The sequence below is a fragment of the Oscillospiraceae bacterium genome (genome assembly GCA_025757985.1).
Taxonomy (GTDB): domain Bacteria; phylum Bacillota; class Clostridia; order Oscillospirales; family Ruminococcaceae; genus Gemmiger.
In genome coordinates, this window is sequence record CP107210.1 from 1,647,276 (window position 1) to 1,672,226 (window position 24,951).

The following is a 24,951-nucleotide window of genomic DNA, read 5'->3' on the forward strand; positions in this document are numbered from 1 at the left end:
CCGCTGTTTATTTAACCTGCCTTCTTGGCTTTTCTATTCTTATTTTTCATAAATGCAACATAGCACGGATTTTGGTTGTTCAACAAATCTTGCATCAGGTTTGCGGCCTGCTGTTTCGCCACGTCCTGCGGGTGGCAGTAGGTGCGCTCCAAGAATGCCGTATCCGCATGACCCAGCAGGGATGCCGCCACCTGTTTGCTGGTGCCTTCCTGCAGCAGATAGGTTGCGTAGAAATGCCGCAGGGTGTGCAGGTGGTAATCCTCAGATAATCCGCATTGCTTATACAGCTTACGCAGATGTCGGGTAAAGGTATCCGGGTGCGGTACATGACCATCGGGGTCTGTAAAAATCGGCTGTTCTCTATCCGGAACACCGCTATGCAGCACCTGCTGCTGTCGCAGCGCCATCAGAAGTTCCCATATCCCCAGCGGAATGGTTACAATCCGTTCCCGATGGCTCTTGGTGTCGCTCTCAACAATCTGCCCGGATGCGCAGCTGCGGGAACGGCGGACGGTCAGTTCACAAGCACCGGTTATGTCCCGCCATTGCAGGGCGCACAGTTCCCCACGCCGCAATCCGGTCGTAATTGCCAAGGTATAATAGGCGCGATACAGAATCGGTTCGTTCTGAATCGTCCGCATTAGTTTACTCATTTCATACTTCTGCGGAATATGCTGCACCTCCTTTTCAAAATGCTTTTTCCGAGCGCGGTGCGCCGGATTAAACGGAATAATGTCATTTTTCTTGGCATCCTCCAGCACAGAGGAAACCGTTTCGAGGTATTTCTGCACCGTTGTTTCCTTGATGCAATTTCCACCATGCCCCGGGCGCTTGCGCAATTCCTCGCACATTTCTTCAAGCGTCATAGGGCGGAGTTTTGCAAGCGGAATGCCCCCAATCAGCGGATAAACAATGTCAAGGTTTCTCTTATACCCTGCGTAAGTGGTAGCCTTAAAGAACGGTTCCTGCCGTTTGAGCCAATTTTCGGCGTACTGTTCAAAGTGGGTCTGGTCGCTTTCTTCTACGCCATACTTGAACTTCTTCTCGATGCGCTCGGCCTCCGCCATGACATATTGCTGGATGCCACGCTTTGGCACGGATGATGGCACAGTGATGGTCTGCGCCTTCATGCGTTTCTGCCCATTGACCTTGTAGCCGTTGCAGACAGTGATTTTGTATTTTCGTTCGGACTTTTTCTTGATGTAAGCCATTGTACCTCCTTGTCAGCGCTGCCGAGAACGATTTCGGCGTCGGTTCTTGTTGTTCGTATATTGATTTTCTTGATCTATGCGGTTGGATTCGCGTGTTCTCTGGACGCGCTTGATGGCTCCCCCTGCGATTTTATCCTCTTTGCGCAGTTTGGCGATTTGGCAAGTCAGTATCATGCGTTGGTCAGCCAACTCCGGCGAGGCGTCCTTTCGGCGCATCTGCTTAACGATTTCCGCCCGTTGCGCGGCAAGGGTTTCCATCCGCTGGGACAAGCCCTTGCGGTAGTCTACGATTGCCTGTAAAGACGGGAACTTGTGGTCGTGGACAAAGGCGTGTTCTGCAAGGATTTTCTCGGTGTCTTTCCAAATGCGCTCTAATTCCGGACGGTTGATGCGTGGCTGCTGCTTCTTGGGTAAGATGCCCAGTTGGTAACAGTAGTACAGATATAAGCGGTGCATCTGGGATTCCCCGAAGAATACTTCGAAGAAAATTTGGAGGATGCCTTTTCCTACATAGGTATCCTTGGGGCGATACCGTTTCGGCGTATACTGTCGGGTCGGGCGTTTCCGTTCATACAGCCCTGACCCATACAGCAGATAGTTTCCGCGCAGTCGGTCATCTATGGCCGCAAGATCGTATTCTTCTCCCAGCCTATAAAGCCGCACGGCTCGTCCGCCATCCCGTGCCCGAATCGTTGCATACTTTCGATTGGGGTCACTGCCGAAAATATACCCTTGCCGATACAGCGCCCTGTGGAAATCCTTTGCAGTGCTGGCATCCTCACAGGCTTGGTCGATGGCTTCCCGCATCCGGGCGTACCGCGCCGGTTCCTTGGCTTTGGGCTGCTCCACTACCGACAGGCCGTACTCCCTGCACAGCTTGTCAGATGCCGCCCGGAACTCTGCGTATTGGCTGCGGCGTTGCTCGTATTTCTTGCCGTCCACATAAGACACAGAATTGATAACGAAGTGGTTGTGCAGGTTGTCCGTATTCATGTGGGTGGCGACCAGCACTTGGAAACGCTTGCCCCAGACCTTGCGGGCCAGTGCCACGCCGATCTCGTGGCACTGCTCCGGAGTAACCTCCCCTTCGCGGAAGCTTTGGTAGGCATGGAGTGCCACCACGCCGTCTGTTTTACCAAAGCGTTCCTGTACAGCCCGCATATCTTCCCACGCATGATTTGCCCTGCAATGGATGCCGGTGACAAGCTGGGCGCTCTCGTTCAGCTTGGTCTTGGCATCGTTCTCTGCGTAGTGCAGTGTCTGAGCAAGGGCATCATATTCGGTCTTGTTCGGGTTGGCGGCATAATCAAGGACGCGCTGTAAACTGTCCTTGATTGCCCAAATCTTAGTTACCGCCAATGAGCAGGTCCCTTATCTCATCTGCACAGGCTGTGATTTTAGCGCTTGTGCTTGGCTGACTGATTTCTGCAATTTCATCGAGTTTATCCAATACATTAAACACCTCCGTGGGCGGATGCCCGCCCGGCTCATATCCCAGCGCCCGCTGGCGTAAATACTCTGAGAGTGACAAGCCGCACTTCCGAGCCAACATCGTCACCTTTTTCTTTTCAGTGACGCTGACGCGGACGTTGATTCCGACGCTGCGCTTTCTCATGCGCCAACAGCCTCACAGGGGTTCGGGGCTGTCCCCGTAGGCTTTTCGGCGGGTTGCCCTGTGGCAACACTTCGCCCATGCTTGCTTCCCTCAAGCGCTCCGAGTGACGATGGTGACGATGGTGACGGTCTTTCTGGGATACCCCACCCCGATAATTGAGTTATATCAATATCATCGTCACCACCGTCACCATCGTCACCATAGAAGTTCAAGAGGCGAACCTTATTTTTTCGATGAGTTTTATAGTGAATCCCTTTCGGCTCGAATACTTTATCGAAATACTTGGCCATGTTGTAGGTGAACTGGTTCGGTTTGGCATTTTCAATACCTGCTGCCGCAAGCAATTCAGATGCCGTTCCCTGCCAGTTCCCAATGCTTTCGATGTACTCAGCTGCTTTCCACAAGTAGTCCGGCACAGCCTTGATCTCTCGTTCCTCTGCGGTTTCTTCATCTTCCAAAGTCCAGATGCAATTTCCTTCCCGCAAATGCAGCGTTCTATCGTCCATATCGCGTCCGGTAAGCAAAATATCAGCAGTTTGGCTCATTCGCTTGCGCTGCATAACCCAGCTTGTATCTGCCACACCCATAAGCCCCGTGGAGCCTGAAATCTGGTCAAACGGATCAGCCGCACTCTGCTTACGCAAGTGGTGAATCAGCAAAATGCAGATGCCATACTTGTCAGCAAGCTTTTTCAATGCACCGGCCTCCTTATAGTCGTTCGCATACATTCCACCGTTTCCATCGCTTACACGCACTTTTTGAAGTGTATCTATGACAATCAAGCCAACATCGCGGTATGTATGAATCAAAGATTCTACCTGTTCTTCTAAGCCCTGTCCGATGCTGGGGCATTCTGTTTGGAGAATCAGACGCTCTGGGGCATCTCCGCCGTCGATAAGCTGAAAAATGCGGTTTTGCAAACGATTAAATGTATCTTCCAGCGAAAAATAAATCACGGTGCGTGGCTCTATTTCTCGATTCCAGACAGGATTACCCTGCGCGATCTGCAAACACAGCCACAAGGTCAGCCAGCTTTTGCCCGCCTTGCTGGGGCCTGCGAACAGCGCCAGTCCTGCCGGGAGCAGACCGGGAACAATCCACTTTACGGGCGGCAGCGGCGTTGAGAGGAGTTCTTCTGCGGTAATAGATTTCGGAAGTTTCGTAAAAGTCATTTGCATCATCCCTTCTTGTTTGATATATATCTATTATCTCATAGTATCGTAATTTTGTGTGTAGTAAGTTTTACTCTCTAGTGTTAAGTTGTACGGCTCATGCCGTCCCACAGCCCCACATACGCGCCAAACGGCGGGTTTGCGGGTGATGTCGCGTCCGTGTGCGATACGGAGCATCCGCCCCACACAGGGCGCGTTTGGACGAAATGTGAGAGTGAATCAGATTTGATTCACTTTTTCGGTTTTACCTCCCCAGAGTGAATCAGTTCTGATTCACTTTGGCGGTCCTCGTGCGTATTTCACACAATCTCTCAGAATTGGTCTAATCATAAGTTCACTACCTTTCCGTGTTGTATCGTTATTCTGTGTAACCCTCTTGAATACACTTTCCGGAGGAGAAAAAAGAGCCCGGAGGACCTTACCGATTTGGTAAGGTCCTCCGGGCTCTTTATATATTTTCTCTGTTCTATCCGGGCGTGAGGGTACACTTTCCCCGCAAATCTTGATGTAAATTCAATAAAAATCAAATACTGCGCGTAATAGCGTCAATCACACGGTCATGTAAATAATAAAAGAGACCGTGTACATCAAAATAAATGCTGAAGAAAAATGTCTAATTTGCCGCTCGCCCCCAGACTTGGGAACATAACAGGCAAGCCGCTGACGACGACCGTACACTGACTCTGCAAGGATCTTACTGATTCCAATCCCTGCGCGGTCACCCCATCTGAAGCTGTGGGGCATCTGGAGTATCATTATGTTCTCTCCCCGCCGTGGGTTGGGGTCTGCCTTGACCTTGCTGTGCGCCCCACCGGGAAAGTAAAGTACCTGTTATGCTGTGTATTCAATTGTAAAGGTGCTGGTACGGAGTAAATCCGTGTGATTAGTATACATCGCAGATTAGCAGTCGGTCAATAGTAAGTGCTAATTGTTTACACGCCATTCACAATTCACGGTGACAATCCGCCTATGATGGATTTCATAAGCAGGGCTTGTTCATCATCCAAAACACTGCACACATCCATCAGAAGTTCCCGCTGATGTACTGTCAGCCATCGCTGCTGCAAGCGACTCGAATCCAGTATGAACACTCCTCCACCCGCACCTATCTTTGTATAAATAGGATATTCCAATTCCAGTATCCGAATATCATTGCGGATCGTATGGGAACTTACATTAAATTCAAAGGCGAGATTACCAACGGTATCGCTTTGCCGTTCATATAAAACCGCTATCAGCTGTCTGCGGCGTTCATAAAGTGATAATTTTGGATTCAAATACACCTTTGGAATCATATCGCCTCCCACTATTTCACGCTGCTAAATCAGGCGACTTTCAATGCTCATGTATAAAAAGACTGCTGTTAGGTTCTTTTAAAACACAACCCGAATCCATATTCGTAGTAATTTCCGGCACTATCCCTGTACGCATAAGTCTTTCCGTTTTCATCTTTAAGCCGCTCCGGCATATACAGGTCTTTGTCAAAGCCCGGCACATCATTAAGGCTAACACAAACTGCATCTGCATTTAAAACCGCTTTTTCGACTGGTGGATGTTTCTTCAGACGCGGGTCACAAGGGTCTGGCAGTTGCCCTGCACAGTGTAATGGCCGCTGTTCGCGGGCAGGAAATAGCTTTCGCCTTTTTGGACACAGGCTGTTTCGCCGCCGCAGGTCAATGTGCCGGCACCATCGGTGATGAGCAGCGACACAAAGGATTTTTCGTCCGCTGTACCATTGAAACTCCCGCTTTTCACGTCAACGGTAAAATACTCGCACTGCGCAAGATGGCCGCCGAAATCCTGCTTTTGCGGCGGGGTGCGGCGGGTCACATCCAGCGCCTTTTCAATATGCAGTGCGCGGGGCTTGCCGTCCGCGCCCACGCGCCCATAGTCGTACACACGGTAGGTCACGTTGGAGTTTTGCTGCACCTCGGCAATGACGATGCCTTGGCAGATGGCGTGTAGCGTACCGGACGGGATAAAAAAGCAGTCCCCTTTATGTACCGGCACGGCGTTCAGCACGTCGGTCAGGGTGTTATTTTTGATGCGCTCCGCAAACTCCTCTTTGGATATCTCGTGGTCAAAGCCGTAGTACAGGTGCGCCCCCGGCACGCAGTCCAGCACATACCACATCTCGGTTTTGCCGTACTGGTGTTCGTTTTTCAGCGCGTAGTCGTTGGACGGATGCACCTGAACGGACAGGTTCTGCTTGGCATCAATCAGCTTTGTCAAAATCGGGAACTGCTCGAACTTGTCGCAGTCGGTGCCAAGGCAGCCGGGGTGCGCGGCAACATACTCTGCCAGCGTGGTGCCGTCGGGCAGATAGCTGGCTCCGTCCGGGTGGCAGGACAGTACCCACGCCTCTGCCAGCGGGTCAAGGTCGCTCTTGATGCCGAAATCGGTGCGCAGGCGGTTGCCGCCCCATAGATAATCCTTGCAGGTGGGGGTCAGTTTCAGAACAGGCATACAAATACCTCCTATTGTGCAGCATACGCTGTATCGTACTTATTTTCCGAAAAGGGTACAACAAAAGCTGCCCCCGCCATTTGCGGCGGCAGGAGCAGGACAGTATAGAGAAAACAAAATGGATTATTGTTGCTGCATCAACCGGGCGGCAGCTTGGGACAATGCCTCGTTTACGGCATCGGCGGCTGCCTCGGATTCACCCACGGCGGACAGGTAGACCTTGATTTTCGGCTCGGTGCCGGAGGGACGCACCATCAGCTTATGCCCGCCCGCAAGGCGGTATTCCAGCACATTGGCACGGGGCAGCCCGGTGCCGTTGGTATCGTAATCGACACAGCCTTCCACTGCATAGCCCGCCAGCGCGGTGGGGGCATCGGTGCGCAGGTTCTGCATCAGCTGCTGCATCGCGTGCATACCGCTTTCGCCCTCAAAGGTAAAGCTGCACAGCGCGTTGCGGTAGTAACCGAACTCCTTGTACAATGCCTCGATGGCGTCCAGCAGCGTTTTGCCCTGTCGGGCGTACCAAGCCGCTGCTTCACAGACAAGCAGCGTGGCATTGACAGCGTCCTTGTCGCGGACGTGTGCGCCGGACAGGTAGCCGTAGCTTTCCTCAAAGCCGAAGATATAGCGGTCAGGGTGCCCCTCGGCTTCCAGCTTGCCGATTTGTTCACCGATGAACTTAAAGCCGGTCAGGGTGCGGCGCAGCTCCACACCGTATTTTTTTGCCACCGGCGTTGCCATATCGGTGGAAACGATGGTCGTTACTGCCACGGGGTCGGCGGGCATCGTGCCCTGCGCCATACGGGTGCGGCAGATGTAATCCAGCAGAATGATGCCCATCTCATTGCCGGTAATCAGGCGGTAGCCGCCCTTGCCATCAGGCACGGCGGTGCCGCAGCGGTCGCAGTCAGGGTCGGTGCCCAGCAGCAAATCGGGGTGAACTTTGTCGCACAGCTCCAAGCCTTTTTGCATAGCTTCGCGGATTTCCGGGTTCGGGTAAGGGCAGGTCGGGAAGTCACCGTCTGGCTTTTCCTGCTCGGGCACAACGGTCACATGGGTCACGCCGAGCTTTTTCAGCAGTTTGGAAACACATTCCAGACCTGTGCCGTTCAGCGGAGTGTAGACGAGCTTGAGCGCATCAATGCCCGCACCATCGCCCACGCGCAGGTCGTAGACCGCCTGCACAAAATCGTCCAGACAGGCATCGTCAATGCCAACGATTTTCCCCGCGGCGGCGGCAGCGTCAAAATCTGCCAGCCGGACATCGTCAAAGCAATCAATTTTTTCGATAGCTGCCAGAATTTTCTCGGCAGCCTCCAAGGTAATTTGGCAGCCGTCCGCGCCGTAGACCTTGTAGCCGTTGTACTTGGCGGGGTTATGGCTGGCGGTCACGCAGACGCCCGCGCCGCAGCCGAGATACCGCACCGCCCACGAAAGCGCCGGGGTCGGCTCAAGGCGGGGGTACATATAGGCCGTGATGCCGTTAGCGGCCAGCACACGGGCGGTCTCGCGGGCGAACAGCTCACCGTTATGGCGGCTGTCGTGGGCGATGGCTACCTTTTTGGGCAGGTCGCTTGCGTTCAGGTAGTCCGCCAGCCCCTGTGTTGCCTTGCGCACGGTGTAAAGGTTCATACGGTTGGTGCCCGCACCGATGACCCCGCGCAGACCGCCGGTGCCGAATTCCAGATCGCGGTAAAAACAGTCGGTAATGGCGGCGTCATCGTCTGCAATGCCGGCAAGCTCCTGCCGCACGGCGTCATCCAACGCGGGCTGTGCCAACCAGCGGGCATACAGTTCCTTGCAGTGATCCATTCGGAACATCTCCTTTTATACTTGTTTCAGGTACCAGATTTTTGACGGCGCCTCGCCGTAATCACCGGGCAGAGGCAGCCCCAGCGTTTGCAGCACAAAGCCGCTGCAGGTTTCGGTGTTTTCGCCGTCGGTGACGGTGTAAGCAACGGATTCGTTTAGTCCCTGCAGAACAAGGCGCGGGCAATGCCCGCCGCTGCCCGCCAGTGCCGTACCTACGGCAAAGACGGCGGCTTCCACCTTGTCGTGGCTGACTGTCATCCACGCCGCGCCGAGGTTGGCGGCATCGGGGGTTGACAAGGCGGTACAAATCGCCGCCGCGCAGCAGTGCGCCGTGGGCGCGATACCATGCAATAAACGGCGTTAAACCGTCCAGTTCTTCTGGGTATAGGCGGTCAGATCCAGCTCGAAGCCAAATGTGCCAAACAATGCCATCGCCATACGCGCCTGCGGGGCGGAAATATGTCCCGTGCAGTGGTTGGGTACGGTGGAAAAGTGCGCGCCCATCGTGCAGCCGGGGTAAAACAGTCCGGTGCCGTACTGGATGCTCATTCGGGCGCGGGCATCGGTGTTGTCGCTGCACCAGATCTGCGGGCTGAAATACAGCATACCGCAGTCATACCGCGCCCCGCCACCGGCGCAGTTTTCCAGCAGAAGGTCGGGGTAGGCTTCGGTCAGGCGGCGCTGCAATTCGTAGACGCCCAGCACATAGCGGTGGTAAACCTCACCCTGCCTTGCGGCGGGCAGCGCGGCACTGTACACATTGGCAAGGCTGCGGTTCATATCCCATTTGAGATAGCGGATGGGGCAGGAATTCAGCACCGCCTGCAGCTTGTGCCCAGATGCCGTCCACAACCTCAGGGCGTGAGAAATCCAGCGTATACTGGCGGCGGATGGCAACGGTTTCGCGGTGGGGTATCTTCAGCGCCCAGTCGGGGTGAGTGCGGTAAAGATCACTGTCGGGGCTGATGGCCTCCGGCTCTACCCAAAGGCCGAAATCCAGTCCGATATCGTTGACTTTTTTGCATAAGCCCGGTAAACCATCGGGCAGCTTGGCGGGGTCTGCGACCCAGTCCCCCAGACTGGTACCGTCATCGTTGCGCCCCTGAAACCAGCCGTCGTCCAGCACAAACAGGTCGATGTCGGCCTGTTTGGCGGCGCGCGCCAGCTGCAGCAGACGCTGCTCATCAAAGGTAAAATAGCAGGCTTCCCAGCTGTTGATCAGCACCGGGCGGGGCGTCTGCGGGTCAGCCCACGGTCGGCGCAGAAGATGGCGGCGGATTGCCGTGTGGAACTGCCGGCTCATTTCGCCAAGTCCCTGCCGCTGTACACAAAGGCCGCCTCGGGGACGGCAAAGCTCTGTCCCGGTGCCAGTGTCCATGCAAAGTGATAGGGGTGGATGCCCAGCAGCAGTCGGGTACCGGCCTCACAGCTTTCGGCGGTCAGCGCAAAGTTGCCGCTGTATACCAGCAGCGCGCCCCATGCCTCGCCCTGCGTTTCGGTGGTGTCTGGTGTACAGAGGATGGCCGCCGGGTTGTGGCGTGACCGGGAATGCCGCGCACCGAGCCGATGGTCTGCTCGCCGGGACGCAAGGGGGCGCGGTGGGGGTGTGCGTTCCCCGGCCCAGACGCCGTCGGTGGTGATAAGCTCCAACGGAGCGCGGGGAAAAATCCAAGCAAGCGCTTGCCGCCCTGCGTAAAATCAGCGGCGCGCTGCCGGTGTTGGTCAGGACGGCGGCGCGGGTAATGAGGTCACAGTCCGGATACACCGCGTACCAAAGCTCGACCTGCAGACCGGCGGCGTCCCACAGCGTAATGCAAAGGCTCTCGGCGTTTGCATCCTGCCGAAAAGCAGGCAAACGCGGCAGGCTGTACTTGCCGGGCAATATCTTGTGGGATGCGTACCGCAAATCGGCAGCTTCGGTGCCATCGGCGTACTCCGGGCAGACGGCGCAGCAGCGATTGTCCGCCGTGCCGGGGGCAGGGTATTCCAACGGCAGCAGGTCAGGCCAGCAGCCAGGATCGGTGTGCGGGGCGCGCGGTTCGGCCATATCAGGGCAGCTGTCAGGCAGACGCCGCCCGTACCATGTGTGCAGCAGCCGACCGTCGGCATCTGTTTTCATCTGGTAGCTTGTGTGCGGGGTAGAAAGCGTAAAAATCTTGGCAGCAGCGTCATATCGAATCATGGGTTTTCCTCCCTGTCAAGATAGTAATTGTTTTTATGCTCAAGTTCGGTCACGGCAGGGCGCATGGCGCGGGCAATACACCACGCGGACGCACCGGGCAAAACGAACAGCCAAAACGGCAGCAGGTAGAAAAAGAGCGCGGGGTGCGCCTGTTAAAACCGCCCAAGGCAGAACCGCAAGCAGCAAAGTCAGCAGCGCCGCCCGCGGGGTACGCAGCGCCAGCACAAGCCCGTTTTTGAGTGCATCGCTTCCTTTATTATAGGTAAAGCGTGCCAGCAGCGCCAGCCCCCAACTGAGCGCCAGCGCCCAGACGAGTGCCGCCACAACAGCCGCACCCCGCAAAAGACCGCCCCACGGCGCGGGGATGCGCCCGCCGTACCAGCCGTCCAGCACCAACAGCAGCGCCAGTGCCAGCATTGGCAGCCAGATGACCGTCGCCTGCCGGAAATCGCGCCGAAAACGCCTTGCAGAAATCGCGGCAGACGGCGTAGTCCTGCCCGGCTGCCATCTTATGGGCAACCGCAAACACCGACAGTGTCGCCGCACCGGCTGTCACCACAGGCAGACAGCCGATGACCCACAGGACACTGAGAAGCACCCAGTCCCCGATAAGCGCCATTGTGCGGAAAAAACCAGTTGTCGATGTTGAGCCTTTTCATGGTGTAAGTTCCCCATAAATGCACCGTAGGGGCGAGGCAAGCCTCACCCGGTGTGTGCCAAACCGCAAACCTTACGATATGGCAGACGGCCGGGCCGGGCATGCCCGGCCCCTACCGGTTGCTTATTTTTATTTCTTCAAAAATTCCAGATTCTTTTCGATCAGCGCCACCCGCTGCGCCACGCAGTCGCGGCTGCGCAGGGGGTCGGCGGGGGTATTGAAGGCGAAGTCCAGCATTTTATCCACCGTGGTGGTGGCAACGTGCAGGCGGGTATCGCTGGCGGCGTAGTAGATGTACAGCTTGCCGTCATCGTCCGCAATGGCGCCGTTGGTAAACACAACGTTGGACACATCGCCCACGCGCTCCCAGCCGCGGGGGGCAATCAGGAACCCGGAGGGCTCGGCAATGACCTTCCACGGTTCCTTGAGGTCGGTCACAAAAACGTAGACGACATACCGCAGCCCTGCCGCCGTGTTGCGCACGCCGTGGGCAATGTGCAGCAGCCCTTGTCGGTCTTGATGGGGGTCGCACCCTCGCCGTTCTTGGCTTCGGTGATGGTGTGGTAACGGCGGGCGGAGGTGATGATTTCCTCATCCACGATGGCGTGGGTAATGTCGCTGCAAAGCCCAAAGCCGATACCGCCGCCGGAGCCGGTGTCGATGAAGTCGTCCATCGGGCGGGTAAAGAAGGCGTATTTGCCCGTTGACAAACTCCGGCAGCAGGTCTACGTTGCGCTGCTGCGGGCTGCGCTTGGTGACAAGGTTGGGCAGGCGCTCCATGTTTTCAGATCCTTGGTTCGCACAATACCGGCAGCTGCCACGGCGGCGCTGAGGTCAGGGTTGGCGGTATCCTTGCTCTCGGAGCAGAAGATGCCGTAGATATAGCCGTCCTCGTGCTGGGTCAGGCGCATATCGTAGACGTTGGTTTCCTCGGGGCAGGTGTCGGGCAGCTCAATGGGCTTGTCCCAGAAACGGAACCCCTCCACGGGGGAGTCGCTTTCCGCCACGCCGAAGAAGCTCTTGCGGTCGTTGCCCTCGATGCGGGCTACCAGATAGTATTTGCCGTTCAGCTTGATAGCGCCCGCATTGAACACGGCGTTGACGCCCAGACGCTCGATAAAATAGGGGTTGGTTTTGGGGTCAAGGTCAAAGCGCCATTCCAGCGGGATCATCTCGCGGGTCAGCACGGGGTTTTGCCAGCGGTCATAAATGCCGTTGTAAAAATCCTCGTCAACGGCGTTGCGGCGGGTCAAAAGCGCCTCCAGTTTGGCTTTTTGGCGCGCGTATTCGGGATGCAGTTCACACTTGGACATCGGGGTCCCTCCTCATAAGTTCCAGACACATACGCCCGTTGTGATAGGGGCATTTCCACGGTTCTACGATTGGTTTTTGGGCAGGCACGCCGTTTTCATCGGTCTGCCAGAACCACTCGCTGCCGGGGCGGGGGTCAACCATCTTGTCGCAGATAAAGTGATAAATATCTGCGGCAGCGGCGGCGTATTTGGGGTCGTGGGATTTCTCCCACTCGTTCACAAAGCCCAGCACACTTTCTGCCTGCACCCACCACACGCGGGTGGTGTTCACCGTGCCGCGCTCGCACTCATTGGCGACGCTGTGCTTGGTGTAGGCAATCTCATAAATGTGCTGTGCCAGATCGCTGTCCACTTCTTCGATGGCAGCGGTCAGCTTTTCATCACCCAGCAGCCTTGTACCCCAATCAATGAGCCAGCTCGTTTCAATATCGTGACCGTAGCTGTACAAATCGATCAGGCTGTTGTAGTCGCGGTCAAAGAACACCAGCTGGCGGTGCAGCTCCGGACTGTAGATTTTAGACACATAGATGTCCAGAATCCGCACCAGCGCGCTGCGCACCTCGTCAGAGGGGGGCGGCTTCGTAAAGACCGGCGTAGCCTTCAAAAACGTGTAACAGGGTGTTCATCGTGCGGGTCGCCATCACGCCGTTTTCCGACAGCTTTTCGTTGCTTTCGGGCTGCCAGTCGATGGTGAAAGCCTCCAGATAGCCGCCCGCATCGGTGCAGTGGCTCTCGATTGCCTCAAACAGGCTGCGCGCCAAAGCCAGCGCGTCGGCGTTTTTTCGTCAGCCGATAGTAGGCGGACAGCGCATAGATGGCAAACGCCTGATTGTAGGTGTGCTTGGTGGTGTCCAGCGGCTTGCCGTCGTAGGTCACGCTCCAGTACACACCGCCGTTTTGTGCGGTCCACGCAGTGCTGCGTCATAAAACGGTAAGCGTGATCCGCCTCGGCGCGCAGATCCTCGCGCCCGGTTGCCAGCGCCGCCGATGCAAAGAACCACAAAATGCGGCTGTTTAAGATGCAGCCCTTCTCGGCGGTCTTGTCAAGCTGCAAATCAAAGTCCATATAGCCGTAGTAGCCGCCGTTTTCGTCGTCCCGCAGGTTTTTCCAAAAGGGTACGATGCCGTTTTCCAGCATCGCCTGCGCTGCTTGTGCTATGCGCATAAGTCCTTTCCCCCTTTATCAGCGGATGCCGATTTCCTTGTCGGTTTCGTTGGCGTTGTCGTTATTCTTGATGTATTGCACGACCTCGTCCACAGTGGTAAACGCCATACCGACATAGGAGTCCGCGCAGCCGCCGTAGTAGATGGCAATGCGCCCGGTGTCGGCATCCTGCAGGGTCGCGCAGGGGAAGCAGACGTTCGGCACAAAGCCGCGCTCCTCGTAGTCGGTTTCGGGCGTCAGCAGGAAATTGCCGCAGCGGTACAGTACCTTGCTCGGCTCATCGCGGTCAAGGATGGCACCGCCGATGGAGTAGACAAAGCCGTTGCAGGTGCCGGTAACGCCGTGGTAGAACAGCAGCCAGCCCTCGCTGGTTTCGATGGGGGCTGCGCCGCCGCCGATTTTCACGCTCTCCCACCAGTTGGAGCCCTTGCTCATCACATGGCGGTGACGACCCCAGAATTCCATATCGGGGCTTTGGGAGAGGAAAATATCGCCGAACGGCGTATGACCGGAGTCGGACGGGCGGGACAGCAGTGTGTAGTAGCCGCCGATCTTGCGCGGGAACAGCACCGCGTTGCGGTTGAAGGGAATGAACGGGTTTTCGATGCGGGTAAAGGTCTTGAAATCGGTGGTTTTCGCCATACCGATGGACGCACCGTAGAAATCCTGGCACCAGATAATATAGTAGGTGCCTTCGATCTCGACAAGGCGCGGATCGTAGGCATAAACCGGCATAAACGGCTCGCCCTTTTCGTTCACAAAGGGAATTTTATCCTTGTCAAAATCCCAGTGGATGCCGTCGGCGCTGCGTCCCAGATAGATATACGGGATGCCGTTGACCTGCTCGCCGCGGAAAAACACCGATGTACGCGCCCTGATAGGGCACCACGGCAGAGTTGAAGATGCGCGCCACGCCGGGCAGCGGGTTGCGCCCGATAACGGGGTTTTCGGTATAGCGCCAAACAGGGGCGCTGCAGGAGGCAGGCTTTTCCTGCCAGGGCATATTCGGCAGTGCGCCGCAGTACAGTTTTACAGTAGACATATTGGGTCACTCCTCTATTATTCTTTTACCGCGCCGGCGGCCATGCCGCTGTAGATCTGATCCTGACACAGCAGGAAGATGATCAGCGCGGGGATGATGGTGATGATAACACCGGCACAGATGTAGTTATACTGGCTGCCCATAGGGCCGGAGAAAACATACAGGCTGGTGGAAACGACCTGATACTTGTTTTTGTCCTGCAGGTACAGGTTTGCCATATAGTACTCGTTGTAGGTGCTGACACCTTTCAGGATAGCGCTGGTCACAACAGCGGGCTTGAGCAGCGGCAGCAAAATTTTGAAGAACACGCCGAAGTAGCTGCAGCCGTCCAGAATGGCGCTTTCGTCCAGACTGACTGAAAGGTTCTCAAAAAATTGCAGGAAGATGTAAACGGTGATAACGTCGGTACCCATCATCAGCAGCATATAGCCGGGCAGCGAGTTGACAAGGTGCAGCGCCGTCATGATCTGATAGACGGTGACCTGCGTGGCGATGCCGGGAATCAGCGTGGCGATCATAAACAGGTTGCGGATCAGGCCGTTGCCGGGAAACTTAAAGCGGTTCAGCACATACGCCAGCATCGAGGAGATCATAATGGAGCCTGCCAGCACGCAGACCAGCACCAAAAAGCTGTTCAGGAAGGCGTGTCCCATATCGGCCTTCTGCCATGCGGTGATGAAGTTATCGAAGTTCAGCCAGCTTTTGGGCGGGGTCATCACGTTGGTGTTGTTGTACTCATCCACCGTTTTGAACGCCGTGACGACACAGGACACAATGGGCACCAGCGCAATGAAGGCGGCAAAAATCAGCAATGCATATTTGCAGATGTTGAGGATAACATTTTTGATTTTATAAGAAACGGAATCGTTCTTTTTTGTTACCATAGCCATAACCGTTTCCCTCCTTATTCCTTCGCCGGGCGGGCGCTCATCGCCTTGGCGGCGGTGTTCTGCTCGGTGGTTACCGTCAGCTTGACCGGGCGGCTCTCCGCCTTTTCCATCATGTGCTGCACCCACTTCTGCACATAGGTCACGATCATGATGAGTACCAGCAGGACAACTGCCATCGCGGAGGCAAGACCGACCTTCTGGTCAGTGTGGGCGAGCTTATCCATAACAACAAAGTAGGTCGATGTGCCGAAGCCGCCGCCCGTGACAACGTAGGGCATCTCGAAGGCGGACAACGCACCGGAAACCGAGATGATGAGGTTCAGCACCACGATGGTGCGGATGGATGGCAGAATGATGTCCTTAAAGCGGTGCCATGCGTTGGCGCCGTCAATTTCGGCGGCCTCGTACAGAGTGGCATCCACCGAGGCGATTGCACCGATGAACATCACGATGTTCTGCCCGACGTATTTCCAGACCGAACACGCCACCAGCACAATGTTGTTGATGGACTCATCGCGCAGCCAGTACGGCAGCGTTTCAGGGTTGAAGCCCACCCAGGAGAGCAGTGTGTCCAGCACAAAGCCGTGGGTGAAGAAGAACTTGAAGATAAAACCAACCGAAATGCCGCAAATCAGGCACGGGAAGTAGAGCGCACCGCGGAAGAACTTGCCGCCCTTGACCTTGAAGCTCAAAATCGTGGCGAACAGCAGCGCAAGCGCCATCTGCACGACCGAACCGACCATATAATAGAGGCTGAGCTTGAGGGCTTGGAAACAGTCCTTGCGGGTAAAGACATCAATGTAATTCTGCAGCCCCACAAAGGTACGCCGTCCGATGTACTTCATTTTAAAGAAAGAGAACTCCACCATCTTGAAGAACGGCAGATAGGTGAACATGAAAAGCAGCAGCAGCGGCAGCACCAGAAAGACCACCGTGCAGATGATCTGCTGCCCGCGCATACTCTTGCACCATTCGAGAAAGCTCTTTTTGGGCTTTGCAGTGGCTTGAACAGGTGTACTCATAGGTTTTCCTCCCTCTGAGATTTTCCACAAAACAAGGGGCGGGGTCATCCCCCGTCCCTTAGGCTTACAAGGTTATTTATGCCTTGGGGGCGTATTTTTCAACGGCCTTGCCCCAAGAATCGTCCCAGTCGGCCACGATGTCATCGAGAGTCTCGTCCCCGTTGACGGCAGCCTCAACCACACGCTGCACATGTGTCTCGTCAGCGTTCAGGGCCAGCTCAGCCTCCTGTTTGACATTATCGGCAAGGTCAGCGATCTCGCTGGGAGCAGTAGTATCCTCAACCAACTCCATACCGTCAAAGGCAGCGAGGGTTTCGGGGTATTCCTGGCTCTTCAGAACGGGAACACCGCCTTGGTCGTAAGAGAAGTTGCTGGACTCGCTGAACCACTTGATGTACAGCTCGGCAGCGAGCTTGTTGTCGTCAGAGATGTTCTTGTTGACACCGAAGCAGTAGTCAGCACCGGCGGAGGCGTACTGCGTACCGTTGACGGTGATGGGGAACGGCATATAGGCGATGTCCGAAGCATGGTCACCTGCATCCTGCATCTGCACGACCGCCCAGCTGCCCAGAACCATAGCACCGATCTGACCGTTGTTGATCATGGGCTTGCAGCCCTCCCAGTCGGTCGTGGTGGGGTCATCCTCGGTCAGACCGCGCTTCACAGCCTCGTACAGGGTGTAGTAAACGGCGTAGGGACCGCTCTGGGCATCACCGGTGGGGACACCGGGAGCAAACGGGTCAGCGGTCTGGGGCATCGTGATGTTCATCCAGTCGGCATCGCCGGTAGCGCCGCCGCCGATGTAGGCATCCCAGGCACTCATCGTCCAGCCTGCGGCGTAGTTGGTGTACAGGGGGATGGCATCGGTGTTGTCCTTGATCTTCTGCAGTGCATCAAGGAACTCATCAGGGGTGGTAGGCAGCTTGTCGATACCGGCCTTCTCAAAGACGGCCTTGTTGTAGACGATGCCCTGCACATTGCCGGTGGAGGGGATGCCGTAGACCGTGCCGTCAAAGGAACGGTTGCTGGCGAAGTTGTAGTCGTTCTCAATGTCGGAAACACTGCACAGCGGCTCAAAGTAATCGCCCAGTTCGGTCAGGGGGATGGTGGTGGGCACCATGCAGATGTCGCCCCAGTCATTGCTGGTCAGGCGGGTGGTCATATCGTTGGCGTAGTCGGTCATGCCCTCATACTTGATGGAGATGTTGGGGTAGATGGCATTGAACTCGGAGATGTACTTATCAAAGGTGCCGTCCTCGATCAGGTCAGTGCGCTGGGTCAGGATCTTCAGGCTGGCGGTCAGGTCGGTGCCGTCAGTGCCAACGGTCAGCTTGCTGTAGTTCAGGCCATCTGCAGCTTCAGTCGTGGCGGCAGAGGATGCCTCGGTACCGGTAGAGGCGGTTGAAGCAGTGTCTGCGGCAGAAGATGCAGCGCCGCCGCAGCCTGCCAGCAGTGCGGCGGACATGGCACCGGCCATACCCATTGCGATAAGCTTTTTCATAATGCGTTTTCCTCCTTAAGAAAAGCAGTTTCATTGGCGGAGTACCCCTAAACATTCGCTCTTGTTTCCGCATCGCTCGCGTCCGTTTAGCTAACTCCTGATTGCATATTTAGTATATTATTTTCTTTCGTTTAAGTCAATATGTTAGCTAAAAGTTTCTTAAACTTGGGAAATCGCGCAAATTTCGTGGTTTCTGACTATGCAAAACGACAACAAAAACGCTCGAAATATGGCAAAACGCAAGCTAAACGAATTATTTAGCCTGCGTTTAAGTTAAATACTTAATCCTGCTTGGCGGTGGACTCGCGCACGACCAACGCCCCCGGCACCATAATGGTAGGGGCAAGGCTGTGCTTTCGTGCCATCTTACGGCGCATCTGATCCACGGCAGCGGCCGCCATGCTGTCCACATCCACGCGGTAGCTTGTCAACGGCGGATCGCAGATGGTGGAATATCGGAAATCGTCATATCCTGCCACGGCCACATCCTGCGGCACCCGGTATCCGGCACGGCGCAGTGTCTCGACCAGATTGTAGGCAACCTCATCGCAGCTGCAGACAAATGCCTGCGGCATCTGCTGCGGCAGCGTAAGCGGGATAAACCGTCCGTCCGCACCGCGGTCCTCAAGCCGCCAGTCGGCGCGCGGCTCAAGACCGGCGCGCAGCAATGCCTTGGTGTAGCCGAGATAGCGATCCATGATTGAACTGGTCGCATTGACACTGCCCACAAAGGCAATCTCCCTGCGCCCGGTGCGCAGAATAGTTTCGGTCAGCTGATACGCGCCGCTGACATTGTCGGACAGCACACAGTCTGCCGCGATCGCATCATCGTAGAAATCAAGCAGCAGGAACGGCAGGCCGCTCTGCGCAGCAGTGGACATATACCGGCGGTCGATCTCCCCCATAAAAATCAGTCCGTCCACCTTGCGGTTGACCAAAAAGGTAGGCATCGTACAGCTTTGCTCCGCCTGAGGGAAGACGATTTCCATCGCCACGCTGATGCCCTGCGGTGCGCTGTGCTGCAAAATAGCGCGGTACAGATTGGAATAGAATGTATTTTCGTTAAAAAAGTGATCTGCCACCAGCACGCCGATGATCTGTCCGCCGGTCTGCTGCGTGGCCGTCGCCTTGGCAGCAGGTGAACGGTAGCCCAACTCCTCCGCCGTGGAGAGTATTTTGGCGCGCATCTCCTCGCTTACGCCGTCTTTGCCGGCCAGCGCCTTGGACACCGATACGATGCTGATGCCTAATTTTTCGGCAATATCCGCCATCCGGACACCCTTTGCCATACGCAAACACTCCTTACCCATCCTAGTATATACTTTATTATAATGGCTGTATGGCTAAAGGTCAACCATCAAATTAGCTAAATACCGCAATCATTTTTAGTTAAAACTACTTGACAGACCGTTTTTCTTTGCTATACTAAAAGCCAAACAGGGACTTATATTTTTCGTGCAAAGGGGTTGCCTCGCTATGTTCAATCACCCGTTTACTGCTGTCAATTTTGCCGTATTCCCGCACCGCGGCGTACTGGGCGGGGGCACCGCTCGCCGCAGCCTTGCCGCAATGGCCGCCAAAACCGGCTGCCGCTGGGTCATCCTTACCCCTGCCGGGGTGCAGGCCACCCCGTACAGTGAAGAAATCGACTACCGCAGCGCCGCCACCCCCACAGACGCGGAGCTTTGCGGCTGCATCCGCTTTGCACGCAGCCTTGGGCTGGAGGTCGCACTCAAGCCTACCGTCAACTGCGCCAACGGCGTATGGCGGGCGCGCATCAGTTTTTTTGACCACGATGTCCCCTGCGAGAGCCAATGGGGCCGTTGGTTTGCGCAGTACACAGCGTTTCAGCTGCATTACGCCGAAATCGCCGCCCGCGAAGGCTGCAAGCTGTTCATCACCGGCTGCGAGATGACAATGACCGAGCACCGTGAAGCCGAATGGCGGCAGCTTTTGGCCGCCGTGCGCGGGGTATACCCCGGCACACTGACCTATAACTGTGACAAATACGGCGAGGATCACATCGCATGGTGGGATGCCGTGGATGTGATTGCGTCCAGCGGGTACTATCCGTTGCAGGACTGGCCGCGCCAGCTGGCGCGCATCGGACAGGTGGCAGAAAAATTCCGTAAGCCCGTGCTTTTTACCGAGGCAGGCTGCATGGCGGTGCATGGCTCCGCCGCCGTACCGAACAACTGGGAGCTGACGGGCGCACCGGACAATGCCGAGCAGGCCGCATGGTACAAGGCCATGTTCGATGCCTGCCGTCAGGCTCCCTTTGTACAGGGCTTCGGCGTCTGGGACTGGCCCGCCGACCCGGGCGTTTCCAGCCCTTACGCCGTCAACAACCGTCCCGCTGCCGACATCATTGAAACCTATTACAAAGGAATGTACCGCAAATGACCGCACTGCAAATCAGCCCGCTTTCCGTCCTGCCGCAGATCCGCGCCTTGGGCCGCCATAGGGGGCGCAACCCGCTGCCGCTGTTCTGGACTGCCTCCGGCGCAGAGCTGCTTTTTACCGGCAGTGAGCTGTGGTTCCAACTGGAGTGTGACTACACCGAGATCGAGCCGTGGGTCAGCATCGAGCTGAACGGCGCATGGATTGCCCGGCAGGCACTGACCCCGGGGCGCAACCGTGTCTGCGCGTTCCGCGGTATGACGCCCGGCACGCCGAAGCACGTCCGCCTTTTAAATGATGTACAGCCGATGCAGCAGGATCCCACCCACTTTTTGCAGCTGAACGCCGTAGAATATGCCGGCGGCGAATTTCTGCCCCTGCCGGAGCCGCGCTGTCGGCTGGAATTTGTGGGAGACAGCATCACCAGCGGCGAGGGTACGCTGGGAGCCCGGCAGGAGGAGGACTGGATCGGTGCCTTTTTCAGCGCCGAAAACCACTACGCCCGCCTGACCTCCGATGCGCTCGGGGCTGAGTACCGCCTTGTCTCCCAGAGTGGTTGGGGCATCGTCTGCGGGTGGGACAATGACCCGCACCATACCCTGCCGCCCTATTACGAGCAGGTCTGCGGCGTGGCGGAGGGTGCGCGCAACACTGCCCTCGGTGCTAAACAGCAGAACGATTTTTCTGCTTGGCAGCCCAATGCAGTCATTGTAAACCTCGCCACCAACGATGAACACGCCTTCTGCAATCCGGCGTGGCTCGACCCCGTGACCGGCAAAGCGTACAAGCTGCGCACACTGCCGGACGGCAGCTACCACCCCGAGGATGTGCGCCGCCTGCAAGATGCCGTCTGCGATTTTTTGACGATACTGCGTGAGCGCAACCCCCGCGCCGTGCTGGTCTGGAGCTATGGAATGCTGGGCAGCGGGCTGCAGGAGGTGCTGCAGGGTGCCGTTCAACAATACGGCAGCCGCAGCGGCGACACGCGCGCCTTCTACCTGCCGCTGCCGGACACAACTGCCGACACCGTGGGTTCGCGGCAGCACCCGGGCGTTCTCTCTCACCGTGCCGCCGCCGAGGTATTGACCGCCTTTTTGAAACACAAGCTGGAGGAACAGGCATGAACACAACCAAACTGAAAAGCGTCCTTTGCCGCGCCGCTGCCGGCGAGGAACTGACCATCGGATTTCTGGGCGGCTCCATCACACAGGGCAGCCTTACCACCCAGCCGGAAAACACCTACGCCTACCGTGTATACCGCTGGTGGTGCGAAACGTTCCCGCAGGCAAAATTCCACTATGTCAACGGCGGCATCGGCGGTACCGACTCGCTGTATGGGGTGTCCCGCGCTGTGACCGACCTTTTGATGTACCAGCCCGACTTTGTCGTGCTGGATTTCAGCGTCAACGACACACGCAACACATTCTGTCAGGAAACCTACGAGGGAGCCGTCCGCCGTATCTTGTCTTGGCCGTCCCGTCCTGCGCTGGTGCTGCTGCACAACATCTATTATGACAGCGGTCTGACCACCGAGGCACAGCACGGTGCCGTGGGCGATTGGTACGCCCTGCCCCGCGTCAGTGTACAAAACACGATCTACCGCCAAATGAAAGACGGACAGTACACAATGCAGCAGCTCACGCCCGATGGTCTGCACCCGAACGACTTCGGCCACGGGCTTGTGGCAGAGGAGATTACAAAGCTGCTGGCAGATGTCAATGCCCAGCGGGACGAGCCGGAAGCCGAATCTCCGCTGCCCGCCCCGCTGACCGCCAACGCCTACGAAAACGCCCAACGGCTGACACTGCGCGAAGCCTGCCCCGCGCTGCACGGTTTCCGCGCCGACACGAGGGAAAAGCTTGGGCATCTCGACCACTGGAAAAACGGCTGGTTTGCCCAAAAGGCAGGGGATTCCCTGACCTTTACGGTGGACTGCAGCTGCCTTGCGGTGCAGTTCCGCCGCACGATCCAACGCCCCGCCCTGCAGGCGCAGCTGGTGATGGACGGCGACACCGCGCACCCGATTTTGCTGGACGGCAACTTTGACGAGGATTGGGGCGACAGTCTGGCGCTGACCCCGGTGCTGCACCACGCCCCCCGCGCCCGGCACACCGTGACGATCACAGCGCTTCCCTCCGCCGCCCCGGACCCGACACCGTTCTATCTGCTGTCGCTGATTCTTGCTTAAGGCAACACCGCACAATTCCCGCCTTACGGCTTAAGCACCGCTCCAGCGGCTTCGGCACGGCATCTGCGTTGCCAAAATGCTCGATAATACACAAAGTATTATCTGCGCTTTTGGCTTAGCAGCTGCCGCACCTCGCTCGCCGTATCGGCACTTAGAATTATGCGGTATTGCCTTGACCCTGAAAGCCGGACAAAAGCGTGATTGCTTTTGCCCGGCTTATCGTTTATAATAGATACAAAATCATAGGAAGGCGGTTTTGTATATGGCACCGATTACCCGCGAACAGGCATTGGAAAACGCTTTGGCATCTTCGCGCATGGAAGGGTACGAGGTTACGGAACAGACTCGCATAGATTGCCGCCGCCTGATGGACGGCAAAGTAGATGCCCGCACCTTGGCTGCCGAAATTCTGGCACGGCGCAGGGCGCAGCGAGGGTAAAATGCCATGGCAAACTATGCAGTGGATTCTTTGCAGGATGGGTGCTATCCGGGTACGGTTGTATTGATAAACACATTGAACATTCGTAATCAAGCGGATTTGGACGCTGTGGAAGGTACGATCGTTCCTGCCAAGGCTGCTTTATGGGAAGAAAAACCTTTAGCAGAAAGTTTCGATTTTGCGCATTACTGTGCGATTCATCGCTTTTTGTTTGAAGATTTATACGAATGGGCGGGTAAGCCGCGCACCGTAGATATTGCAAAGAAAGGCACGCAGTTTTGCCTCGCTGCGCAAATTGAAAGTACATCAAGTGCGATTTTTTCCAGATTAGAGAAGCAATGCTTTCTTGTGGGGTTAGATAAAGCACATTTCATTTCTGCCATAGTAGATTTATACGAACGGACAAATGAACTTCACCCATTCCGCGAAGGCAACGGCAGGACCCAGCGTGTTTTTCTTTCGCAGCTTGCCCGCCATGCGGGATATGTCATTGATTTTGCCCGTGTTGACCCGGATGATTTGATGATTGCCACAATTCAGGCTGCAGGCGGCGTGGATGATTTTTTGAAAGAGCTATTTGGCGAAATGATTTCCGAATAGTGTATTGGCTCTGTCCAAGTCTTCTATTTCTTTGGCTCCCTGAATTTCTGCCCATTCGTAGTTGACCACCATTTGACAACTACTGTGCAGCGGCACCACAAAACGCCAAAAAAAAGGGGGGGCTGTTGCACATCCCCCTCTAAAAAAGAAAGACCGAAGTAAAAAGCCAAAAAAGGCTTTACAACTTCGGTCTTTTGCTTTAAGTTAATAGTTGTGAAAGAAACTCAAAAGCAAGAACAGCATATCGAAATTTTGGAAAAAAGTCAACAGTTAAAATTTCGGATGCCGACAGAAATAAGAATATCGAAACACAACGCGCTCTATCAGGCAAGCACCCAGCTTGAGGGACTGGATTTCACAAAGTTGTATAGCGTTTATTCGGAAATCCGAAAATTGCGGATAGAGCCGCGTGTGTTATTTAAAGTTCTGGTGTGCGCCTACATGAAGGGCGTATATTCCAGCCGTAAAATAGAGGATCTGTGCAGGGAGAATATGGTATTCCGCTGGATGCTGGAGGATCAGAAAGCGCTGGATCACTGCACCATAGCAAGATTTCGGAGCAACCGTAACCTGTAGGAAGCGTTCGAGGATTTGTTCTTTCAATATGTAAAGAAGCTGGAGGATAAAGGGTATACCGAGCACTCTGAGGTGTTTGTGGATGGAACCAAAATCGAAAGCATGGCAAATCGGTATACATTCGTATGGCTAAAGCAGGTAAGCAAACAGCTTGAGAAAATCAAGACAAGGTTGAAAGAGCTGGTATGTCCGCAAGGAAATCTGACCTCGACTAAGGTTGAGAAAAGACCGGAACAGCTCAATGCGGAAATCGAGGCGCAGGGCATTGAAGTGAAAAAAGGCCGCGGGCATCATAAGCCGGAGATCGTTCGGGAGCGGGATGAACTGGCTCTCTTGTATAGCCGCTGGATGGAGTATAACAGAAAGAAGGCAATTTGCGGGGAGAATCGCAACAGCTATTCCAAGACAGACACAGATGCCACTTTTATGCATATGAAAGACGACCATATGCGCAATGGTCAGCTAAAACCCGGATATAATGTTCAGTTTGCTGTCAACAGCGGTTTCATAACCGACATTGGCGTATTCAGCAACAGAACGGACTTCGGCACGCCGATTCCGTTTTTGACCTATTTATGGCATAAGCATGGAAAATCCTAACCTGTCGCACTTTTTACCGCAGAACAGAAATAAGCCCCTGTCATATGGATTCATTTTGAAATTCTGCATAACATATGGAACCGGACTTCGAAGCCCTTT

23 protein-coding genes and 4 pseudogenes are annotated in these 24,951 nt (G+C 55.7%); 7 read left to right on the forward strand and 20 right to left on the reverse strand.

Features of this window, described 5'->3' with window-relative positions:
* Positions 1-11 precede the first annotated feature (11 nt).
* The 20 genes and pseudogenes from OGM67_08185 to OGM67_08280 form a co-directional block, all read right to left on the reverse strand.
* A complete protein-coding gene (locus tag OGM67_08185; GenBank protein UYJ33574.1) occupies positions 12-1,211 on the reverse strand; it encodes a site-specific integrase in 1,200 nt (399 codons plus the stop codon).
* Between the two features lie 12 nt (positions 1,212-1,223).
* Positions 1,224-2,570 carry a relaxase/mobilization nuclease domain-containing protein gene (locus tag OGM67_08190; GenBank protein ID UYJ33575.1) on the reverse strand — a complete coding sequence of 449 codons (1,347 nt, stop codon included), beginning with the start codon at positions 2,568-2,570 and terminating at the stop codon, positions 1,224-1,226.
* Complete coding sequence (locus OGM67_08195) at positions 2,557-2,826, reverse strand: hypothetical protein (protein ID UYJ33576.1); 270 nt, start codon at positions 2,824-2,826, stop codon at positions 2,557-2,559. The genes OGM67_08190 and OGM67_08195 overlap by 14 nt, the downstream gene beginning before the upstream one ends.
* Positions 2,823-3,998 carry a helicase RepA family protein gene (locus OGM67_08200; GenBank protein UYJ33577.1) on the reverse strand — a complete coding sequence of 392 codons (1,176 nt, stop codon included), beginning with the start codon at positions 3,996-3,998 and terminating at the stop codon, positions 2,823-2,825. The genes OGM67_08195 and OGM67_08200 overlap by 4 nt, the downstream gene beginning before the upstream one ends.
* 950 nt (positions 3,999-4,948) lie before the next feature.
* Positions 4,949-5,293, reverse strand: coding sequence for an HTH domain-containing protein (locus tag OGM67_08205; protein UYJ33578.1), 345 nt, complete (start codon positions 5,291-5,293; stop codon positions 4,949-4,951).
* Positions 5,294-5,361: 68 nt separating this feature from the next.
* A pseudogene (locus OGM67_08210) lies at positions 5,362-5,547 on the reverse strand (hypothetical protein).
* A gap of 11 nt (positions 5,548-5,558) precedes the next feature.
* Positions 5,559-6,464, reverse strand: coding sequence for a class I mannose-6-phosphate isomerase (locus tag OGM67_08215; protein ID UYJ33579.1), 906 nt, complete (start codon positions 6,462-6,464; stop codon positions 5,559-5,561).
* Positions 6,465-6,587: 123 nt separating this feature from the next.
* Positions 6,588-8,276 (reverse strand): phospho-sugar mutase, encoded by a 1,689-nt coding sequence (locus OGM67_08220; GenBank protein UYJ33580.1) that lies wholly within the window; start codon positions 8,274-8,276, stop codon positions 6,588-6,590.
* A 15-nt stretch (positions 8,277-8,291) separates the two neighbouring features.
* Entirely contained in the window at positions 8,292-8,573 is a 282-nt protein-coding gene (locus OGM67_08225; GenBank protein ID UYJ33581.1) for a GH36 C-terminal domain-containing protein, read from the reverse strand.
* A gap of 63 nt (positions 8,574-8,636) precedes the next feature.
* Positions 8,637-9,056 carry an alpha-galactosidase gene (locus OGM67_08230; GenBank protein UYJ33582.1) on the reverse strand — a complete coding sequence of 140 codons (420 nt, stop codon included), beginning with the start codon at positions 9,054-9,056 and terminating at the stop codon, positions 8,637-8,639.
* Positions 8,998-9,579 (reverse strand): alpha-galactosidase, encoded by a 582-nt coding sequence (locus OGM67_08235; protein UYJ33583.1) that lies wholly within the window; start codon positions 9,577-9,579, stop codon positions 8,998-9,000. Before OGM67_08235 ends, OGM67_08230 begins: the two co-directional genes overlap by 59 nt.
* A gap of 120 nt (positions 9,580-9,699) precedes the next feature.
* Positions 9,700-10,458, reverse strand: coding sequence for a hypothetical protein (locus OGM67_08240; protein UYJ33584.1), 759 nt, complete (start codon positions 10,456-10,458; stop codon positions 9,700-9,702).
* A 39-nt stretch (positions 10,459-10,497) separates the two neighbouring features.
* Positions 10,498-10,875, reverse strand: coding sequence for a hypothetical protein (locus OGM67_08245; protein UYJ33585.1), 378 nt, complete (start codon positions 10,873-10,875; stop codon positions 10,498-10,500).
* 370 nt (positions 10,876-11,245) lie between these two features.
* Positions 11,246-12,429, reverse strand: a pseudogene (locus tag OGM67_08250) (glycosidase).
* A pseudogene (locus tag OGM67_08255) lies at positions 12,416-13,594 on the reverse strand (AGE family epimerase/isomerase). The pseudogenes OGM67_08250 and OGM67_08255 overlap by 14 nt, the downstream one beginning before the upstream one ends.
* Before the next feature lie 18 nt (positions 13,595-13,612).
* Positions 13,613-14,636: pseudogene (locus OGM67_08260) on the reverse strand (glycoside hydrolase family 130 protein).
* Positions 14,637-14,653: 17 nt separating this feature from the next.
* Positions 14,654-15,520 (reverse strand): carbohydrate ABC transporter permease, encoded by an 867-nt coding sequence (locus OGM67_08265; GenBank protein UYJ36210.1) that lies wholly within the window; start codon positions 15,518-15,520, stop codon positions 14,654-14,656.
* Positions 15,521-15,540: 20 nt separating this feature from the next.
* Positions 15,541-16,548: a sugar ABC transporter permease gene (locus tag OGM67_08270; GenBank protein UYJ33586.1), complete on the reverse strand. Its 1,008-nt coding sequence runs from the start codon at positions 16,546-16,548 to the stop codon at positions 15,541-15,543.
* Between the two features lie 76 nt (positions 16,549-16,624).
* Positions 16,625-18,049 (reverse strand): ABC transporter substrate-binding protein, encoded by a 1,425-nt coding sequence (locus OGM67_08275; protein UYJ33587.1) that lies wholly within the window; start codon positions 18,047-18,049, stop codon positions 16,625-16,627.
* A 281-nt stretch (positions 18,050-18,330) separates the two neighbouring features.
* Positions 18,331-19,338, reverse strand: coding sequence for a LacI family DNA-binding transcriptional regulator (locus tag OGM67_08280; GenBank protein UYJ33588.1), 1,008 nt, complete (start codon positions 19,336-19,338; stop codon positions 18,331-18,333).
* 187 nt (positions 19,339-19,525) lie between these two features.
* Between OGM67_08280 and OGM67_08285 the strand changes: the two genes are divergently transcribed.
* The 7 genes from OGM67_08285 to OGM67_08315 all read left to right on the forward strand — a co-directional run bounded on the left by OGM67_08285 (position 19,526) and on the right by OGM67_08315 (position 24,852).
* The gene (locus tag OGM67_08285; protein UYJ33589.1) at positions 19,526-20,452 is read left to right on the forward strand and encodes a 1,4-beta-xylanase; all 927 of its coding nucleotides are present in this window, start codon (positions 19,526-19,528) and stop codon (positions 20,450-20,452) included.
* Entirely contained in the window at positions 20,449-21,573 is a 1,125-nt protein-coding gene (locus OGM67_08290; protein ID UYJ33590.1) for a GDSL family lipase, read from the forward strand. Before OGM67_08285 ends, OGM67_08290 begins: the two co-directional genes overlap by 4 nt.
* Positions 21,570-22,637, forward strand: coding sequence for an SGNH/GDSL hydrolase family protein (locus OGM67_08295; protein UYJ33591.1), 1,068 nt, complete (start codon positions 21,570-21,572; stop codon positions 22,635-22,637). Before OGM67_08290 ends, OGM67_08295 begins: the two co-directional genes overlap by 4 nt.
* A gap of 262 nt (positions 22,638-22,899) precedes the next feature.
* Positions 22,900-23,076 (forward strand): antitoxin VbhA family protein, encoded by a 177-nt coding sequence (locus OGM67_08300; protein UYJ33592.1) that lies wholly within the window; start codon positions 22,900-22,902, stop codon positions 23,074-23,076.
* Positions 23,077-23,082: 6 nt separating this feature from the next.
* Positions 23,083-23,676 carry a Fic family protein gene (locus tag OGM67_08305; GenBank protein ID UYJ33593.1) on the forward strand — a complete coding sequence of 198 codons (594 nt, stop codon included), beginning with the start codon at positions 23,083-23,085 and terminating at the stop codon, positions 23,674-23,676.
* A 411-nt stretch (positions 23,677-24,087) separates the two neighbouring features.
* Complete coding sequence (locus OGM67_08310; protein UYJ33594.1) at positions 24,088-24,252, forward strand: transposase; 165 nt, start codon at positions 24,088-24,090, stop codon at positions 24,250-24,252.
* A 78-nt stretch (positions 24,253-24,330) separates the two neighbouring features.
* Positions 24,331-24,852: a hypothetical protein gene (locus OGM67_08315; protein ID UYJ33595.1), complete on the forward strand. Its 522-nt coding sequence runs from the start codon at positions 24,331-24,333 to the stop codon at positions 24,850-24,852.
* Positions 24,853-24,951: the final 99 nt, after the last annotated feature.